Source organism: Fructilactobacillus hinvesii (assembly GCF_024029435.1).
In the GTDB taxonomy this organism is placed as follows: Bacteria; Bacillota; Bacilli; order Lactobacillales; family Lactobacillaceae; genus Fructilactobacillus; species Fructilactobacillus hinvesii.
On the sequence record NZ_CP097118.1, the window covers coordinates 1247629 to 1267002 of the forward strand.

General features: G+C 42.5%; 17 protein-coding genes, 1 other RNA gene and 1 other annotated feature. Of the genes, 4 read left to right on the top strand and 14 right to left on the bottom strand.

The window, feature by feature from the left end:
• Positions 1 to 16 precede the first annotated feature (16 nt).
• The 6 genes from M3M39_RS06445 to M3M39_RS06470 all read right to left on the bottom strand — a co-directional run bounded on the left by M3M39_RS06445 (position 17) and on the right by M3M39_RS06470 (position 7964).
• Complete coding sequence (locus M3M39_RS06445) at positions 17 to 946, bottom strand: DMT family transporter (protein ID WP_252797028.1); 930 nt, start codon at positions 944 to 946, stop codon at positions 17 to 19.
• Between the two features lie 146 nt (positions 947 to 1092).
• Complete coding sequence (brnQ, locus tag M3M39_RS06450; protein ID WP_252797029.1) at positions 1093 to 2463, bottom strand: branched-chain amino acid transport system II carrier protein; 1371 nt, start codon at positions 2461 to 2463, stop codon at positions 1093 to 1095.
• 415 nt (positions 2464 to 2878) lie between these two features.
• Positions 2879 to 4258 (bottom strand): branched-chain amino acid transport system II carrier protein, encoded by a 1380-nt coding sequence (gene brnQ / locus M3M39_RS06455; protein ID WP_252797030.1) that lies wholly within the window; start codon positions 4256 to 4258, stop codon positions 2879 to 2881.
• Between the two features lie 212 nt (positions 4259 to 4470).
• Positions 4471 to 4710, bottom strand: a binding site (T-box leader).
• A gap of 56 nt (positions 4711 to 4766) precedes the next feature.
• A complete protein-coding gene (locus M3M39_RS06460) occupies positions 4767 to 5633 on the bottom strand; it encodes a DNA/RNA non-specific endonuclease (RefSeq protein ID WP_252797031.1) in 867 nt (288 codons plus the stop codon).
• Positions 5634 to 5750: 117 nt separating this feature from the next.
• Positions 5751 to 7019, bottom strand: coding sequence for a dihydroorotase (locus M3M39_RS06465; protein ID WP_252797032.1), 1269 nt, complete (start codon positions 7017 to 7019; stop codon positions 5751 to 5753).
• Between the two features lie 3 nt (positions 7020 to 7022).
• Entirely contained in the window at positions 7023 to 7964 is a 942-nt protein-coding gene (locus M3M39_RS06470; protein WP_252797033.1) for an aspartate carbamoyltransferase catalytic subunit, read from the bottom strand.
• 374 nt (positions 7965 to 8338) lie between these two features.
• Here M3M39_RS06470 and M3M39_RS06475 point away from each other — a divergent pair, with 374 nt between their 5' ends.
• A complete protein-coding gene (locus M3M39_RS06475; protein ID WP_252797034.1) occupies positions 8339 to 9280 on the top strand; it encodes a dihydroorotate oxidase in 942 nt (313 codons plus the stop codon).
• A gap of 103 nt (positions 9281 to 9383) precedes the next feature.
• Here M3M39_RS06475 and M3M39_RS06480 read toward each other — a convergent pair whose 3' ends face one another.
• From M3M39_RS06480 to M3M39_RS06495, 4 genes are all read right to left on the bottom strand, one after another.
• On the bottom strand, positions 9384 to 10559 hold the full coding sequence (locus tag M3M39_RS06480; RefSeq protein ID WP_252797035.1) for an NlpC/P60 family protein: 1176 nt from the start codon (positions 10557 to 10559) through the stop codon (positions 9384 to 9386).
• A gap of 260 nt (positions 10560 to 10819) precedes the next feature.
• Positions 10820 to 12169: a glucose-6-phosphate isomerase gene (locus tag M3M39_RS06485; RefSeq protein ID WP_252797036.1), complete on the bottom strand. Its 1350-nt coding sequence runs from the start codon at positions 12167 to 12169 to the stop codon at positions 10820 to 10822.
• Between the two features lie 5 nt (positions 12170 to 12174).
• Positions 12175 to 13074 (bottom strand): ROK family protein, encoded by a 900-nt coding sequence (locus M3M39_RS06490; RefSeq protein WP_252797037.1) that lies wholly within the window; start codon positions 13072 to 13074, stop codon positions 12175 to 12177.
• 119 nt (positions 13075 to 13193) lie between these two features.
• Entirely contained in the window at positions 13194 to 14369 is a 1176-nt protein-coding gene (locus M3M39_RS06495) for a class I SAM-dependent rRNA methyltransferase (protein ID WP_252797038.1), read from the bottom strand.
• Between the two features lie 111 nt (positions 14370 to 14480).
• Here M3M39_RS06495 and M3M39_RS06500 point away from each other — a divergent pair, with 111 nt between their 5' ends.
• The 3 genes from M3M39_RS06500 to M3M39_RS06510 all read left to right on the top strand — a co-directional run bounded on the left by M3M39_RS06500 (position 14481) and on the right by M3M39_RS06510 (position 16564).
• Positions 14481 to 15254 (top strand): Cof-type HAD-IIB family hydrolase, encoded by a 774-nt coding sequence (locus tag M3M39_RS06500; protein ID WP_252797039.1) that lies wholly within the window; start codon positions 14481 to 14483, stop codon positions 15252 to 15254.
• 35 nt (positions 15255 to 15289) lie between these two features.
• Positions 15290 to 15659: a transfer-messenger RNA gene (gene ssrA, locus M3M39_RS06505) on the top strand.
• Positions 15660 to 15718: 59 nt separating this feature from the next.
• Positions 15719 to 16564 carry a flagellar type III secretion system protein FlhB gene (locus tag M3M39_RS06510; RefSeq protein ID WP_252797040.1) on the top strand — a complete coding sequence of 282 codons (846 nt, stop codon included), beginning with the start codon at positions 15719 to 15721 and terminating at the stop codon, positions 16562 to 16564.
• A 177-nt stretch (positions 16565 to 16741) separates the two neighbouring features.
• Here M3M39_RS06510 and M3M39_RS06515 read toward each other — a convergent pair whose 3' ends face one another.
• The 4 genes from M3M39_RS06515 to hxlA form a co-directional block, all read right to left on the bottom strand.
• Positions 16742 to 17611, bottom strand: coding sequence for an IS3 family transposase (locus tag M3M39_RS06515; RefSeq protein WP_338028471.1), 870 nt, complete (start codon positions 17609 to 17611; stop codon positions 16742 to 16744).
• Complete coding sequence (locus tag M3M39_RS06520; protein WP_338028480.1) at positions 17593 to 18126, bottom strand: helix-turn-helix domain-containing protein; 534 nt, start codon at positions 18124 to 18126, stop codon at positions 17593 to 17595. Before M3M39_RS06520 ends, M3M39_RS06515 begins: the two co-directional genes overlap by 19 nt.
• 77 nt (positions 18127 to 18203) lie before the next feature.
• Entirely contained in the window at positions 18204 to 18734 is a 531-nt protein-coding gene (gene hxlB / locus M3M39_RS06525; RefSeq protein ID WP_252797042.1) for a 6-phospho-3-hexuloisomerase, read from the bottom strand.
• 10 nt (positions 18735 to 18744) lie between these two features.
• Complete coding sequence (hxlA, locus tag M3M39_RS06530; protein ID WP_476729706.1) at positions 18745 to 19374, bottom strand: 3-hexulose-6-phosphate synthase; 630 nt, start codon at positions 19372 to 19374, stop codon at positions 18745 to 18747.

Consider the following 19374-nt stretch of genomic DNA (forward strand, 5'->3'; position numbering starts at 1 on the left):
TGGAATCAGTATAAACTCATTGGGTTACTTGGTCAACTTGGTGCCGTTCGGAGTACTGCAGGATGTAGATGGCAATGATAATTAAGATGGCTCCGATCATTTCGACAATGTTTAAAGTAGCGTGGAACCAGAAAATACTAATGACAAAGGTAATTACTGGTTGAATCGCATCCACCAAACTAATGGCAGCTGACGACGTGTAGCGAGTTGCGTAAATAATGGCTGGGAACGTAATCAACGTTCCAAAGAAGATGATTCCGAGGATTCCGAGCACGCCACCCATGCTGAGGTGAGGCACTCCCACCCAAATTGGCTGGTGTAGGTTAAAGGCAATGCTGGCAATCAAAGTTCCCCAGCCTAACACAACAAACGGGGGATTGTCTTTCCCAATTTCCTTGGGTAAAACCACGTAACCAGCGGCCGTAATCCCGGAGATAATTCCCATTACTAGCGAAATCATGGGAATCGAGAGTTCATTGAGGTTTCCCTTGGTCACCGCTAAAAATACTCCCAACAGAGCTAAGATAAAGACCACCAGATCTACTTTACTCGGTCGCTGACGTTGAAAGATTAAGGCTCCCAGCAGAATAAATAAGGGAGCCAGGTATTGCAAAATGGTAGCCATGCTAGCCCCGTTACTGCCTCCCTGTTGAATGGCAACGTAGAAGCTTCCCATGTTTCCAGCCAATCCAAACAATCCATAAGCAACTAGCCAGCCAAGCGACCGCCAGCTCTTAAAGACGCCAAAAATTTTCCCACGGTAAATAATGGCACTGAGCACCAACAAAATGAGGCTGGCAATTGTCGTCCGGGCCGACAAAAACCAACCAGCGGGAATGGTTTCATTTTGTGAGACAAATTGCTGCAACGTTCCGGAAAAACCCCAAGAAACGGATGCAAAAATCGCAAATAATAACACTTTCGTGGCTCGATTCATTGATTTCATAATTTTTCCTCCTAATTTTCTGACTTTAGCTTACGTACCTCCTTTTTAAAAGTAAATGCATCATGTCACTTTTTATCACACCAACTAAAAAAGAGTCCGCCCTGCCTGCTCATGCAGAAAATCAGTGCTGACTCTTTGCTTTAATTTTAGTTTGCAAACGCTTTTTTACCGTAGCTAAACAGTAAGCTCAAAATTAGGCCCACGATGAGGAACGGAACGAAGTCCAAACCAACTTGATACAGTGGAATTGTGTGTAAAGACCATTGATCCAGTGCTGTGAATGGCGCAAGACTCAAAAGGGGCTTAGGAAGAGTGTGGATAAAATCTAAGATGGCTGGAATCAAAACAATTCCCGTGGTTATCCGATAAATTAACGGTTGGGTGCCAAGGAATGGTTTTAACAGTCCCAACAGAATTAACGTAATGGCCAACGGATACAAGAAACTCAATAATGGCGCTGAATACTCGATGATTTTTTCTAACCCAAAGTTAGCAATCAAAAAGGCAATGGTGGTCGCCGTTAGCAAAATCTTATGGTATCCAATCTTCGGCAGTTGCCGGCTCAGGTCTTGAGCTAACGAAGTTAACAAGCCAATCGCCGTGGTTAAACAAGCTAAAAAGGTTAACGCGGCCAATACCCCTGCTCCCATAATGCCAGTGTAGTGTCGCATGATTGCCGTAAAGGCAGTTCCCCCGTCAGCACTAGCCTTGGTAAAGGATAAGCTCGCAGCTCCTAGGGCAATTAAGAAAGTGTAAATCAAGGCCTCAAAGCCCATCGTGAGCCCTCCGACCTTAGCTACGGACCACGAACGGTCCCGACTGGATTGACCAAACGCCTTCAACGCCGTGATGATGGTAACGCCAAATCCTAATCCGGCCAGAGCATCCATCGTATTATATCCCTGTAAGAAACCGTTAATTAAAGATCCAGTTCCCTGGCCCGCTTGTGGCATCAATGGCAGTCCTCGAATATCACCGTACAGTAAGAAAGCAACGACGAAAAGAAATACCATCAGTAAAATAAAGATTGGGTTCAATACCTTCCCCACGTTTTTGGTAACGCTCCCCTCGTGGTAAGCCAAGCCAAAGGTTAAGGCAAAAAAGAATAACGAAAAAAGTAATAACGCTGGGGTCGCCCAAGCCTTCGGAATAAATGGTTGCACTCCCATTGAAAAGGTAACGGTCGCCGTCCGGGGCGCTGCAATTAATAATCCCAAAGAAGCGTGGGTTAAAACCAAAAATCCAATCGCAAAGAATTTTCCCGCTGGTAACGCCAGGTCATACATGCTGTTACTTTGGGTAATACTTAAAGCTAAAATGGCAAATAACGGCAATAAAATCGCCGACAATAAAAAACCAACCGCTGCTGGTAACCAGTTGGGGCCAGCCATTTGACCTAAATGAATGGGAAAAATTAAGTTACCGGCTCCAAAAAAGAGTCCGAACAGTAGCGAAGCTAAGATCAAATATTGTTTGAAACTCAGTTTGGACTGTGTCTCCGTCGTAAGCGTGGTCATGATGCATCCTCCTCGTGTAATCAATCATTATCACTCCCTAAGGACGTGTGACCGCGGTACCACCTTATTTTCCCAAAACTTCACAGTTTTCGGCTCTGCGAGTGTGCTAGTTGAAAATAAAAAACGTCCTGTACTGCTCTAGAAACAGTCCAGGACGTTCTCACGTGTTACCACCCATCTTCCCAATCACTTGATTGGCTCAAGGTATGTAGTTAAAACTAACATACTCAGTGCGATAATGGGCACTCCCAACAACTACTCGCATCCTCGCAGTTGCAACTTGGAGGTTACTTTCACAATCCAGTTTCTGATCCCCTTTGCACCAACCGGGAACTCTCTAACAGTCACTGGAAAACTACTCTCCTCCGCTTTGTTTTTCGAATTGATTAATTGCCATTAATTTACAGGAGTTTACTTAGTTTGTCAAACTCTTTTTTACGTTTTGCCGTTGCCAATAAGCGAGGCAACTACTTATTACCAACCCGACTAACATAAACGGAATAAAATCTAGTCCGAGCTTAAACCACGGAATGAAATCACTGCACCAATTATCAATAACCATGATGGGCGTAATTTGATGCAACACTGGCGGTAAAGTATGCAAGAAATCTAATCCGGCTGGAATCATCACCAAGCCTACCGTCCCGCGATACACCACCGGATTCCGTTTAATCCACTTGTTTAAAAGCGCTAAGCCAATGACGGTGATGGCAATTGGATACAACAAGCTTAAGATGGGAGCAGAAAATGCGATAATTTGGTCTAACCCAAAGTTTGCGATGACAAATGCAATCACATTTGCACCAATTAAAAATTTATGGTATCCAATCCGCGGGAACCGGTTGCCTAAGTCTTGCGCAAAAGAAGTCAACACTCCAACTGCAGTTGTTAAACAAGCCAAAAACGTTAACGCTGCTAATAAAGCAGCTCCAAACGCACCGGTGTAATGAGCCATGATTTGGGTAAAGGCAGTTCCCCCATCCGCACTAGCTTTAGTGTAACTTAGACTAACCACGCCTAGGGCAATCAAACCGATGTAAATCAAAACTTCTAACCCCATGGCAAGTAACCCAATTTTAGCAATGTTACGTCCCTGATGCCGATCGGACTTTGTGTAGGAACAAACCGCTGCAATGATCGTTACCCCAAATCCTAACCCCGCAAGCGCATCCATGGTATTATACCCTTCCAAAAATCCGCTTACTAACGAGGCCGTCCCCTGTCCCGGAGCGGAAACTAGCGGTAAATTAGTCACGTCGCCTCGAACCAGAAAAGCAACTAAAAACAAGAACAAAATTAGCAAAATAAACAAGGGATTCAGAAGTTTCCCTACGCTGTTAGTGATGCTAGTTTGCCGGTATGCCAACAGCACGACCATCAAGAAAAACAGGCCCGAAAATACTAACAAAGCAGGCTGTTGCCAACCAGTGGGCAAAAAGGGTTGGACTCCCATCGTAAAGGTGACGGTTGCTAACCGGGGCGATCCAATCAAAAGCCCCATCGACCCGTGCGCAGCCAGTAGGAAAAGTACGGAAAAGGTACTGCCAACCGGCAATAACAATTCAAACATATTCTTACTCTTAGTTAAGCCTAGGGCGAAAATCGAAAAAAGAGGTAATAAAATGGCTGATAGTAAAAATCCGATGGCCGCTGGAATCCAATTAGTTCCCGCCGTTTGACCTAAATGAACGGGAAAAATCAAATTACCGGCTCCAAAAAATAGCGCAAAAAGCAGGGAAGCTAAGACCATGAGTTGTTTCAGCTTTAATCGTTTGGGAGTCTCTAACTCATTCATATAAAATTCTCCTAACCTTAATTTAATAAAATGCAACTAAGAAAAAACGTCCCTGTTCAATTACTGAACAAGGACGTCAAAAACGCGGTACCACCTTTACTTAGCTAGCGGTCCGGATCCACTAGCCATCTCATGAGCACGGCTGCAAGTCGGTTGCTTAGATCCAGTTGGTCTTGCAATAAAAAAAGCGTCCTAGCTGTACTTCATGAACAGTCCAGGACGCTTTTCCACGTGTTACCACCCAGTTTTCCCATTTCTAATCGAAATGGCTCTAAGTACGGTTGCTTCACAACGATACTCGTTTGCGATAATGGGCAATCCCAACAATCACTATTAAACGTTCGTGATTGCAACTTGTAGCTGATCTGTCTAAGTGGATAAACATCCTATCACACCAACCTAGGACTCTCTTCGATTATTTCACTTAGAACTGGGCTACGCTTCGTTTTTTATTTTCTTAATTGTTATGCTTTATTCTACGGAATTTTTCTAATTTGTCAAACTCTTTTTAAAAAAAATGGTGGCGGTTAACGTGAACCTTATGGTGCCGATATCCTCCATTAAACTTATGGTAGGACTTAGTATGATAATTCTCATAGTTCATCGGCGTTGGCACGTTCATGGTGCGATCAACCGTGGAGCGTCCCGTGGCATAATCAAAGGCCAAGCCCGGCTGCACGTTATACAAATAACGATTCAAGTGAAAGGAGCCATCCGAACTAACCGCTTGCACCCAGACTCCCTTGGCCATCAAGTCATTCCCCTGAAAAACGGGAGTCACCTGATAGATCACTTTTTTGCCCGCTGCCAAGGCATTTCGAACGGCTTGCTCGTTAATCGTCATCACCTTTTGATTGGCAAAAGCCGTTTGGGTAAAGAGGTTTTTGGGATTATCAATCGAACCCTTAGCCCCCGGTGTATACTGCCCGTTTTGATTCAAATTAAAGGTACACGTATAGGCAATGAGATGCCCCCGGTTAACCGGATAAACCCGTTCACCATTAACTCGTTTTGGTTGGTTCGACCAACCCGTCGGTTTAAACACCTGCGCTGCTCGTCCCTGCGACTTCCCCAAGTTTTCCTTGGTTAAATATGCGGTGGCCGTGCCCACTCGATTTAATTGATCTAAATTCGAAAAATCGATGTGACTAACGGAATAATTAATGGGAGCAATTGTATCAGGCTGATCATTATTCAAAACGTCATAAGCCGTTGCTCCCGATTGATAGTTCGTTTGTTGTAACTGTTGGTAGCGCGCCGTGGCCTGTGGGGCCATAGTTACCGCCGTTTGTGCGTGAATTAGGGTAGCTCCGGTTCCCAAACTAATGGTTATCCCAGCAACGATTCCCACCAGCCAGTGCATGATTTTTTTCATTGTTTTTCTCCTTTGCATCCGAACGTTTGTTGCCCTACTTATCTTACGGGAATCTTTGGGAGCTGTCAAAATTGCCAAACTAAAAACCAGAGCAAGCTCTGGTTTCAACAATCATTTTTAGTCTACTAGTTCACCGTTACAAATTGTCTTAAAATGCTCTGCAACTACCTGGGCTCCAATAAATGGAGTGTTTTTACCCTTAGATTTCATTTCCGTAGTAGTAATCTGGCGGTCAACCTCTAAGTCCCAGATGGACAAATTGGCAGCCCCGTCCACTTTAATTTCTGTTGAAGCGGGGATCGCAAAAATCCGGGCTGGATTTAAGCTCATCCAGTTTAGCAACTGTTCTAATGAAACCGTCCCCGGTTCTACTAGTTGAGTGAACAACAACGGAAAGGCCGTCTCTAATCCGGTAATTCCAAAAGCACTATCTTTAAAACTATCACCCTTATCCGCTACCGTGTGCGGAGCATGATCGGTCGCAATCATGTCAATCGTGCCATCCAGGAGTCCCGTTAACAATGCTTCTCGATCTGCCTTGGTTCGTAGCGGTGGGTTCATCTTAAACATCGGGTTATCGGTTTGAATCATATTGTCATCCAATAATAAGTGATGAGGACTAACTTCCGCCGTCACGTTAATTCCATCTGCCTTCGCCCGCCGGATTAATTCCACACTGCGCGCGGTTGATACGTGACAGACGTGATAGTGCACACCAGTAACTCGAGCTAATTCTAAATCCCGGGCTAATTGACTCGTTTCGGCCACGGAGACTGCGCCTGGCAAATTCAGGGCTTGAGCTCGTTGTCCCGCATTCATGACCCCACCGTTCATTAGCGCATGGTCTTCAACGTGAGCAGCTAACGGCAACCCTGTTTTGGCAATGGCAACCATTGCATCGTACATCGTTTTGGCGGTTTGAATTCCAATTCCATCGTTACTAAAACCGATGGCCCCAGCAGCTTTCATGCCGGCAAAGTCAACCAGCTCATCCCCCCGTTCATCAGTCGTAACCGGTGCATATTGTAAGACGTTCACCTGTGCTTGTTGTTGGTTAGCAGCAATCATCTTAGTAAGTTCCGCAAGAGTATTGGGCACCGGGGTCACGTTTGGCATCGCACACACCGTCGTATACCCACCGTGAGCTGCTGCTGCGCTTCCAGTTGCCACCGTTTCCTTCTCAGTTTGTCCAGGATCTCTGAAGTGCACATGAACATCCACTAACCCCGGTAAAATGGCCTTTCCCGTTACATCCAAGACCTGTTGGTCCGGTTGCTCCAAATGTTCTCCAATCGCTGCAATTTTGCCATCCACAATCAAAACGTCACCAGGAACTAACTGTTGGTCCTGATAGACCTGACCATTTTTTAACAATAATTTTGCCATTGCTTATTCTCCTTTAATTTCAGCGGGATTAATTAATCCCTTGGCCACTAAGACGTCCGTTAAAATGGCCATGCGCATGTACATCCCGTTTTCCATTTGTTTAAAAATCCGCGACTTAGGTTGTTCCACCAGGCTCGAATCAATCTCAATTCCCCGATTGACCGGCGCCGGGTGCATGATGATAGCGTTCGGCTTCATCCGTTGGTACCGTTCCTTGGTTAGGCCAAAGCGTTGGTGGTAGCTCTCGGCGTCAAAGTCTTCCAGTTCGGTCCCTAGGCGTTCCTTTTGCACCCGTAGCAGCATCACAACGTCGGAATTTTTGACCGCGTCGTCAATCGTCGTGTAGTTACCGTACTGTTCAAATTCAGCGTTGTACCATTGTTCCGGTCCGGCGAACGAAACGTGCGCTCCGAGTCGAGTTAATAGCGCCATGTTAGAGCGCGCTACTCGTGAGTGGTTCAAATCCCCGACAATCGTGATGTTTAAATCCTTGAAAGTCCCAAACTCTTGGTAAATGGTCATCATGTCTAGCAATGACTGGGATGGATGTTGGCCACTCCCATCGCCACCGTTAACAATGCTGATGTCCAAATTATCAGCCAACAACGGCTGGTAATATTCGTTTTCTGGATGCCGAATCACGGCCACGTCAACCCCAATGGCTTGAATCGTCTTAATTGTATCTCCGAGCGTTTCGCCCTTAGTTACGGAACTCCCATCAGCCACAAACTGAAGCACCTGCATCCCTAACCGCCGTTCTGCCATTTCAAAGCTGGTGTGGGTACGAGTACTATTTTCAAAGAATAAATTCATCGCAAAGGCCGGCCGGGTCAAGCGTACCGTTTTACCAGCTTGAAATAACTGGGCCAGGCGAATCTTATGTAAGACGTCTGCTTCACTTAAATCGCTTACGGAGACTAAGTCGTGTTGCGCTGTATTAACCATTTTTTCCTCCTGGTAATTATCTAAATAAAAGGGCATGCTCCCATTAACCGAGCATGTCCCTAAAAACAGCGCCAGTTAACTTATCAACCTCTCTGGATTGAATTAAAGCACCCGCTTTATCGAGTTGTCTAATTGGTGCCTACTTTAACGAATTTAAGTCCAAAAGTCAATCCTGACTCGCTTGACAAGCCCTCCTTTCTTCAGTAGGATTAATACAATTAATCTTAATTTGGTTCAGAGAGACCAAGAGATCTTCAGCATGATAGTTAACGTTACGCAGTTAGTGCGGTCTTTTTCTCTGAACCAGGACCTCGCTAACTGCGTTTTTTGATTTAGCTATGCTACCGATAAAGGAGCAAACAAAGGAGAAGAGTATGACTGCAATTGATTTAAGCGCCACGATTGGAACAGAGACCTTTCAGCATCCGTTGATTAACGCAGCTGGGGTATGGGATGAAACCGCAACCGAAATGAACGCCGTGCTGGCTTCCGCTGCTGGCGGATTAACCACTAAAAGTGCAACCTTAGCTCCTCGAGCTGGAAACCCTAAGCCCCGTTACTTTGACACTAAACTAGGAAGCATCAACTCGATGGGGTTGCCTAACCAAGGATTGGACTACTACCTTGATTTCATCGCTAACACTACAACTGACAAACCAATTGATTTATCCGTAACGGGAACCAAAATGGCAGATCAAATTGCGGCGCTCCAGCAAATTCAAGCCAGTGATTTTACCGGGATGTGTGAGCTAAACTTATCGTGCCCCAACGTAGTTGGCAAACCGCAAATCGGTTACGATTTAGACGCCACTAAAGAAATCTTGGATCAGGTGTTCGATTTTTACACCAAACCGCTAGGGGTTAAACTTCCTCCCTACTTTGACCTCCAACAATACGATGCAATGGCTCAGATTTTAAACCAATATCCTCTAACATACATTAACGCCATTAACAGCGTGGGCAATGGCCTCGTGATTGATCCAGACAGCGAACGAGTAGTCATTAAACCCAAAGGAGGCTTTGGGGGCATCGGCGGAAAATACATCAAACCGGTAGCGCTAGCTAACGTTCGTGCTTTCCGGCAACGCTTGCGTCCTGAAATCAAGATCATCGGTACCGGTGGGGTCACCACGGGAACAGATGTCTTTGAATTAATCCTGTGTGGGGCGGACATCGTGGAACTCGGAACGGTAGTCATGCAAGAAGGACTGGCCGCCTTTGCCCGCATTAACCAAGAGTTAACTGACCTCATGGCAGCCAAAGGTTACCACAAACTAACTGATTTTCGGGGTCACCTACAAGAATATCAAGACTAATCTTCTTAACAGTAAAAGCCACATGGCAATATTGCCATGCGGTTTTTTTGACCATAAAAAAACTGCAACGACCAAATGGCCGTTACAGTTTTTATTATTTACTTTATTCGAATGAACCCCATGCTACTTTTTGAGTTTCACGAACTGGACAGTATAATTTGTTACCACTGTAACCAGTGTATTCAACCCAAACGTGACCGTCTTTTACAACGTAACCATCGTAGCTAATCTTAGCTCCAGCAGGAAGGTAACCAGTAATCTTAGCCTTTAAGCTAGCTGATTCACGAACGGCGATTTGAGTGTCACCATTAGTGAAGTAACCAGTTTCAGGGTTAAACTTACCTTCGTTTGATGATTGTGAAACTAACTTAGCATCAGTTAAAACTGGCTTAGCTTCTGCGGCTGGTTGTGCAGCTGCTTGTTGATCATCGTTAGTTGCTGGTGCTTGGGTGTTGTCAGCAGCTGGTTGTGCGGCTGCTTGTTGATCATCGTTAGTCGTTTGTGCTTGACTGTTGTCAGCGTCTGGTTGTGCGGCTGCTTGTTGATCATCGTTAGCAGGTTGTGCTTGCGTGTCAGCGGCTGGTTGTACGGCTGCTTGTTGATCATCATTAGCAGGTTGTGCTTGCGTGTCAGCAGCTGGTTGTGCAACTGCTTGTTGATCATCGTTAGTTGCTGGTGCTTGGGTGTTGTCAGCAGCTGGTTGTGCGGCTGCTTGTTGGTCAGTGTTAGCCGTTTGTGCTTGACTGTTGTCAGCGGCTGGTTGTGCGGCTGCTTGAGTAGTTTGTGCTGGTGCGCTAGCAGCGGCAGAAGCACCGCCACCAATCCGACCATAGGTCACTTGACCAGGGAAGTAAGAAATGGAATCCCCACTAATAACTCCACGGTTTTGAGCATCAAGCATTTGACCATTTCCTTGGTAAATTCCCACGTGGTAAATACCACTACCATCGTTGAAGAATACTAAATCACCGGCTTGAGCTTCAGAAGCACTAATTGGTTGTGCTGCAGCGGCTTGAGCTGCGGCAGTCCGTGGCAAGCTAACTCCGTTTTGACCATAAACATATTGCGTAAAGCCAGAGCAGTCAAAACCACCAGGGTTACTACCACCCCATGCATATGAAGTACCAACGTGTTGTTGTCCAGTGGACAAAACATCAGCAGAAGCAGTGTTGTTACCTGCAAAGAAGAAGGCCCCAGCCATCATTGAAGTAGCGATTCCGGCAAACAACCATTTCTTACCTGCTTTGTACATCTTAAAGTGAACTTTAGTATTTTTCATTGTATCGATAATCTCCTCTTCGAAATTGTCTTTTTAGTTTTTAATTTAATTAACTTACAAGATATATCCTAGCATGCCCATCAATGCTTGTGGGTAATTCAACTTGTTCTTAATCTAACTGTAATCGTTTTGAAATATATTGCGAAATTATTAACTAAATCTAAAGCTAAGCGGATTCCTCTCTTAGCAACCGTTTGAGCTGTTTCAAAGTACAAAAAAACGTAGAACGTTATCTACGTTCTACGTTTTAATGACTGAAATTAATCAATTTCTTTTTTTAACTTAGCAGCTAATTCTTCGTAGCCCGGTTTGCCTAACAAAGCAAACATGTTTTGCTTGTAAGCTTCCACTCCGGGTTGGTTAAATGGATTAATCCCATTTAAGTAGCCCGAAATGCCAACCGCTACTTCGAAGAAGTAAATCAAGTACCCAAGGCTGTATTCTGATTCATCTGGAATTTCAACGGTCAGAACGGGAACCCCACCATCGTTATGAGCAAGGACGACCCCTTCGTAAGCTTTGTCATTAACTTCATTTAAGGTTTGACCCTTCAGATAGTTCAATCCATCCAGATTATCTTTTTCCATGGGAATATCAACGTTGTAAGGTGGTTTCGTAACTTTTACAACTGTTTCAAAGAGATTCCGTAATCCTTCTTGAATGTATTGACCTAACGAGTGCAAATCAGTGGTGAAGTTTGCAGAAGATGGATAAATCCCCTTTTGGTCTTTTCCTTCTGATTCACCCATTAATTGCTTCCACCATTCAGCAAACATCCGCAGGTTTGGTTCATAGTTTTCAATTAATTCCGTTACGTAACCCTTCCGGTACAAAATATTACGTAAGGCGGCATAGCGGTAAGCATCGTTCTTACTCAAGTCTGCATCTTGGTATGCAGCAGCGGCATCAGCAGCTCCGTGCATTAACTCGTTTAGATCAGCCCCAGTAGCAGCAATCGGTAATAATCCTACCGGAGTTAAGACAGAGAACCGGCCCCCAACGCCATCTGGAATGATGAAACTTTCGTAACCATTTGCTTCCACTTCTTGGCGTAATGCTCCATTTTTAGCATCCGTCGTGGCATAGATCCGGCGACTAGCTTCTTCTTGTCCGTACTTCTTAATTAACTTTTCTTTGAAAATTCGGAATGCGATGGATGGTTCCGTCGTGGTTCCTGATTTAGAAATTACGTTAATTGAAAAGTCCCGATCACCAACGAAGTCTTGTAATTCCTTCAAGTATGAGGCACTCAATGAGTTTCCGGTAAAGACCACTTGCACCCCACGTCGTTCTGACTTGGGTTTGGAATTGTAGAAACTACCGTTTAAGAAATCGACGGCCATCTTGGCTCCCAGGTAAGAACCCCCAATTCCGATGACAACTAAAACATCGGAATCTTGTTGGATTTTTTCTGCCGCCTTTTGAATTCGAGCAAATTCTTCGTGATCATAATCAGTTGGTAACGTAAGCCAGCCCCGAAAATCAGCTCCGGCACCAGTTCCATTGCGTAATTCTTGGTCAGCAGCGGTTACTAAGGCTTGCATTTCTGGCAATTCGTTTGCTTGGACGAATTTACTAACCTTCGAATCATCAAATTTAATGTAAGCCATTTGTGCTACTCCCCCACTTCGTTCTTCTTTTCGTCATCAATTGCCTTTTGGGCTAATACAAAGTCCCCAAAGGTTGCCGAGCCGTTGTGTTGAATTTCCGGACCCGTAATGTATTTTTCTAATGAGCCAACGCTAAGGTAGTTGTTAAAGAGCAAGGTAAATTGTGCCCGTACTTTAGCAATGAATTCTGGCGTGCAGACCCCACCACCTAAAACAACTTTGTCAGGACGGAAGGTTACCGTCAGATCAACTACCGCTTGGGCTGCATAGTAAGCAATGATATCCCAAGTTGGATCAGAAATTGGCGTATCTTGACCTTTAACTCCGTTTCGAGCTTCAAAGGTTGGACCAGAGGCAACTCCTTCTAAACAGTCACCATGCCATGGACAAGTTCCTTTGAAATCAAGGTCATCACGGTGGCGTTTAACTTTGATGTGACCAAATTCAGGAGTTCCTTTAACTCCGAGAAAGTCACCGTTAATTACAGAGCCCATTCCAATTCCAGTTCCGATGGTAATGTAACTAACTGACTTGATGTTTTCGTCGTGGCGTTTAGCACTTACGTATTCACCGTAAGCAGAACCATTTACATCGGTCGTCCAGAACATTGGAACGTGGAAACTTTCTTTCATCTTGCCTAAAAAGTCGATGTTACTCCAACCCTTTTTCGGCGTTTTGATAATCCAACCATAGGTATCAGAGTTTTTATCAATATCAATTGGTCCAAAGGAAGCGATTCCAAAGGCATCAATGTGATCAAATTTCTTAAAGTACTTAACAGTTCTTGCTAATGTTTCGTCAGGAGTTGTGGTCGGAAATTGGGTTTGGTCAACCACGTTAAAGTTTTCGTCACCAACCGCACACACAAATTTAGTCCCACCAGCTTCAATACTTCCATATAACATAATTTCATCCTCCTTGGACGGCAATTCAACTTACAAGTTAATTATAAGGCGGGAAAAATTGGAATGCAATAACTTTTGTAAACGTTTACACAAAAGTTATTTAAATTACCGTTTTCAACCTAGCGTTGTAATTTAAACCAAAGCCCTTTAATCGGGCTCTCTCGTTGGTATTCCGAGTTAAACGGAAAATCAAGCGGTTGCTTGAAGGCTTCCTTTTCGATGAAGGATTGCCCCCTTTGTTGGAAAGCAGCTTGGGCAGCCTGGCGCAATCCCTTGAGTGTCACTGCTGGAGTTTCAGTCGTAATAAAGACATCCGCTTCCTTAGTTGCCAACGTAAAGACCAGCTGCAAAAAGTGGTTCAAGTCCTTACGGATGTTAAAATTCCCCTTTTTGGAACGCAGGAAGGCCGGCAGATTAATGGTAATGACATCAAACTTCAGATGATGCTTGGTAGCATAATCCAAGTATCCGAATAAATCCATGGTCCGAACCTTTGGCATCTTTTGGGTAATCTCGTTAGCACTCAGTTCCGTCACCAAATTGGTTTTCGCATTGTTTTTTTGATCTACAGCCTCACTTTGCACGGCACCCCCAATGAGGCTAGCGGTCACAAAGCCGGTTTGATCGTATAACAAATGTAAAGCTAGTTTGGCATGGGAATTATTTTTGAGTTGCTGACGAACTTCACGATAGGCCAAATCCAAGCCTGGCTTCATGCCTCCAGCAAGTTGAATATCAAAATCAATCCCATTTTCCGTTACTACTTGTTGTTCATCTGGAAAAGCAGCTAAGTCTGAAACGGGAGTAATAGCAACTTGGGGCTCATACCGCTTGATTTCATAGACGTTTTTGTAATCAGCTAACGTCTGGCTAAGTGCATCCATGATAAAGCTACGTTGGTGGTAAAGGCCCGCATTTTCCCAGGTCAATAAAATTTGACCTGCAAAATTATCAATGGCTAAGCCACCGAGTCCATCTCCAATCCCATTAAACAACCGGTAGGCCGTCACGTTTTGTCCGACTAACGGAGCCCGTTTTTGGAAAGCCTGTTTCAACAGGTGTTCAAAAAAGGCTTCATTAATCGCTTGATTTTCTTTCCGACTTAAAATCCAACCGATACCGTTTCCTTCTGGGGCCAAATAGGCACTAGCAACGAAGTGTCCGCCTTTTTGCAGTGCCACAAATTCGCCGTTATCAGTAGCGTCCACTGGTTGTTCCAAATCCTTTAAGCTCAACTTAGGATAGCCGCCTTCAATTTTACTGGCCGCTGCTCCTGTAATTTCAATTGCTCGCATGAAAATTCCTCGTTTTTCTATAGTGTAGTTAGTTTCATTGTAACTTGAATCATTACCAATTAGTAGCGATTGAATGTTATAATAGAAACTTGTTTTGAAAGGAGTGAAATTATGTATAAATATTTAGTTTTCTTTGACCTCGACAGTACCCTCTTTGATAAAAACTCCCAGGTAACAGATGAAGTGGCTGCTGCCATGGATAAAATTCGGGCCAAGGGCGGACTACCAGTCATTGCCACCGGTCGAACCCTCTACGAAATTCCAGAAACTTTAAAAAAGACCAAGATTGATACTGCAGTGACTTCTAACGGGGATCACGGTATTTACCAAGGTAAAGAACTTTTTGAACGTCGGATTGATCCGCACACCATTGATGAGTTAGATGACTTTGCCAAACAAAATGGTAATTCAATTACCGTTTTAGACCAAAAAGGCAAGGGAGCTTCGCGCCACGATGAACTATTGAAAAAAGCCTGTGCCTTCGTGCACGCTCCACTTCCCAAGCTAGTTGATCGCGACTACTGGTACGAACGGCCGATTGACATGATGTTTGTCACCACTACTGATTTAGACGACGTCTACGAAGAAAAATTTGGCGACCGCTTAAGTTTTTACCGAAACTCTCCCTTCAGTATTGACGTTGTAGATCACGGGGCTTCTAAAGCCAGCGGAATTAAACAACTCATGGAAATGACTGGTTTGACCGGAATTCCGACCTACGCCTTTGGAGACGGAAATAACGACATTCCAATGCTCGATTTCGTTGATCATCCGGTCGTGATGGAAAATGGTCGCGAACGTGTAAAAGATCATGCAGAATTTGTAACTACGACCAACACTAACCACGGAATTGTCAATGGTTTACGGCATTTTGATTTAATTTAACCATTGGATATGGTACAATTGCAATTGTATCTATCGGGGTCGTTATGGATTCGACGGGTATGGTTCGTGCTCGAACTGCATTCCGCACGACGATGCGTTAAATCGTTCAGTTTAAATTATAACTGCAAAAAATAATACAAACTCTTACGCCTTAGCTGCCTAAACACCAGCTGACGTAGATCCAGCTAACTTCGTCCATGGGTTAGTTCTGGGTCCTAAATTTAATGGACTAACGCTTCTTTGTCTCCACCTGGGGCAAGAAGAAGAGACTAATCAGGTTAGCTTTTCATATTAGCCTTGGTTAATGGCGTGATGAAAAGCGAAGTTTAAATAATCAACCTATGAATGTAGACGTTCGAGTGGCGGCATATTCGGACGCGGGTTCAAATCCCGCCGACTCCATTAAAACCTGGCAGATTAAATTCTGGCAGGCTTTTTTATTTTTAAAATTAGGAGAATTATCTATGGAAATCAACAAAGGAAATTCAAATAAAGAAACATTTTTGAAAAAATCATTAAAAATTTTAAAGAAAACCTACTTAGTTGGATGGTTATTATTTATAGTAATTTTCTCTTTTTCTCTGTTTGGTTATATTACTGCAAATGGAGCTTATGATAAATATAAAAATCTCACTTCTTCCGAATTAGTAGGCCATCTAATGTCAGAAATAAGTACAATGGATTCTAGATTTTCAACAACTATAACCTGGTTATTCAGCATTATGACTGTCTTAATTGCATTTATAGGATTTTATTCATACCAACAATTAAAGATGTCTAAAGATCAAATAAAGCAAATTAGAAAAGAATTTGGAATTGAAGAAATTAATGGAAAGATACAAATGTTAAATAACGCTATTGAAAACGCAAGTTCATCCTTATTAAAGCAACAACAAGATTTCGAAATATCTTTAAAACAACAAAAGATTGATTACTATATAGTATCTTTAGAATTAGTAACATCGAATGTTGAAAATATTACTGAATCTACTAATAGTAATACGATTTATAATGATATATTAGGCGTATCTAGAGTGTTAAATAACATTAAGAATACAAGCAGTGAAATTAATAAAGATAAAATGCTTAATTCTTTAATTGCCTTTGGTAATGGTTTGTTCTTAATTGAACACAATAATAATATGAATAAAGATAAAAAAAATTATCAAAATTTTTTAAAAAAATTAAATGAAATTTCATCTTTATTTGGAGATATCCCTAAACAATCACAAAATACTAATAAAAATGATGAATATAACGAAGAATTAAAAAATATAAACGATATAATTAGTAAATTTCCAAATGAATAATAGTGGATATTAAATTAATGCATAAATTAAATATAAGTTATAAATTTATTGAAAATAATACTCTTTGTCAAATGGTACTGATGAGCAAATAATTTAATAAATGATTATATCACTAGGCGATGGAATCCTTAATGGATTCTGTTGCCTTGTAGTGCCCTATAAAAGTTGGACATGACATTATTCAGTTTTTAAGGATTTATTCCGATATTCAATCGGAGTAAGTCCTTTTTTGTTACCTGAAATTCTTTCCTTGTTAAACCATTTAACATATTCTTGGCAGACCTTCTTTAACGAAGTTAAAGAGGTCAATTTAATTCGATTTAAACATTCTCGTTTCAACAAGTTAAAAAAACTTTCAATTGGCGCATTATCAAGACAATTACCTTTCCTAGACATGCTTTGAGTTACGTGATTAGCTTTAATCCAGCTTTGATATGCTGGAATTTGATAATGGAATCCTTGATCTGAGTGAATTGTTACTTGCTTTAAGTCTTTTATTTTGCTCTTAGTTTCATTTAACATTCTTTCCACTAACTGAAACCTTTCATTATTATCTGCTACTAATGAAATGACTTCACTAGAAGCTTCATCAATAATAGCCGAAATATAAGCCTTCTTACCGTCAACTAGTTGAACCTGGGTAATATCAGTGTGCAGCACTTTAAACGGTATCTTTTCACTAAAGTGTTGCTTTAATAAGTTAGGCGCAATTTTCCCCACTTTTCCACGAAACGAGCTATATCTTTTGCTGGTTGGTTTAGAATACACTTTAGTTTTAATTCCCAATTGAGTCATTAATTTTCTAACTGTTTCTGGACAAATACTAATTCCACATTTAACCAATTTCAGCCAGATTCTTCTGTAACCGAAGGTTTCTAGATTTTTACTAAAAATGGATTTAATTTCTGATTTAACTTGCCGATATTTATCTGGTTGTTTGGCTCGTTTAAGATTGTAATAGAAGGTTGAGCGAGCCATTGAAAAGTAACGAAAAAGCTGTTTGAGCGAATACTTATGCCTCAAAGTATCTATGACCTGTGCTTCCAATTGTCGTTTTGTCCAATTTTGATGCCGTACTCTGAGGCTAGATGTTTTTTTAAGATATCAATCTCCATCTGATTTTCATTAATTTGAGCTTTTAGCTTAGAAATTTCATCTAAATAAGCTGACTCCTTATCTTGTGATAAGGGTGAATCTTTATATTTTTTCTTCATTGATGGTCTACCATGCCTTTTCGGTAAGAGCGCCTCAGCACCAAAATGATTAAATTGATAAATCCAATTTTGTACTTGACTTTGATTGAGTTTAAATTCTAATGCTGTAAGCCGAATACTAGTTTCATGAGTTTTATAGTAGTTTACCACGCTTAATTTAAATTCTCTGGAATAAATTTTATGTGATCGATTAACTTTTAACCCTAACGGTCCTTCCGATTTATAAATTTCGATCCATTGCAATAGATTAGTATTAGATTTGATGTTAAATTTTCTAGCGGTTTCCCTACTGGAAACCGGGTTATTTAAGTAAAATTCAACTACTTTAATTTTGAATTTTGTACGTATTTAGTCATAAAAATACCCAATAAAAATTAGATTTTTTTCTAACTTTTATTGGGCACTACAAAGCACATCCTGTTTTTTTATTCTAAATTAGCGTGACGATTCCGCATTTCTGCTTCGGTAATCCCAGCAAACTGCATATAAGCTAGCGTCAGGGCATCACCAAACAACCACACGGATTGTTCAAACAAACTCCCCATTGGTTGTACGGAAGCCTGCTCCTCTCCCACTAAGTTCTTACTCTTACCTGGTAAGAGCGTCACTTGTTGCGCCAGATCCGCTAGCGGAGAAACATCCGTCGTGGTCAATAACCACACATTAGCGCCTGCCTGTTGCGCCGCTTTTGCAATGTTAACGGTTCCGATCGTAGTTCCCGAGGCAGAGGCAACGATTAATAGATCACCCGACTGAATCGCAGGCGTCGTAGTTTCCCCCACTACGTAAGCCATTTTGCCTAATTGCATCAAACGCATCGCCAGGCCACGTAGCGCGAGACCCGAGCGCCCACCACCATAGACAAAAATTCGAGGAGCTTGGTGCAACTGTTCAAGCTCCGCCGGTTCGATTGCAACGTCTTGGTGCGCTAATTCTGCAATAATGGTTTGCCACATCGTCAATCGCCTACTTTAATTTGGCTTTGAATTCTGCAGCGGTCTTTTCTGGATCATCAGTCGTAGCAATCCCGCCACCAACAATCAAAAGATCTGGATTAGCAGCCTTCACTTCGTCCACGTTGTCGAGCTTAATTCCCCCGGCAATGGCAGTTTTAGTGTTTGTCACGTTTTCCTTAATCTTAGCAAAAGTAGCAAATGGAGTTTCACCCTTGGCCTGCAGGTCATATCCCGTGTGAGTGCCAATGTAATCAGCACCCATGGCATCAATTTCACGAGCCCGCTTAGCAACATCTTGGACTCCAATCATGTCCACGAGAATTTCCTTGCCATCATCATGAGCTGCTTTAACGGCGTCTTTAATTGATTGGTCTTCCGCAACTCCCAAAATGGTGGTAATGTCAGCTCCGTACTTAAATGCTTGGTTTACTTCGTAACTAGCCACGTCCATGATCTTTAAATCAGCCAGTAAGGTAATGTCTGGAAATTTTTTTCTAATTTTAGCTAAGCCTTCCAAACCAAAGTTGATCACCAAGGGAGTTCCGTATTCGAAGATATCGATACTATCCTTGGTTTTATCGATTAATTTGATTGCTCCGTCTACGTCTTCTAGGTCAATCGCGAGTTGAATTTTCATCAT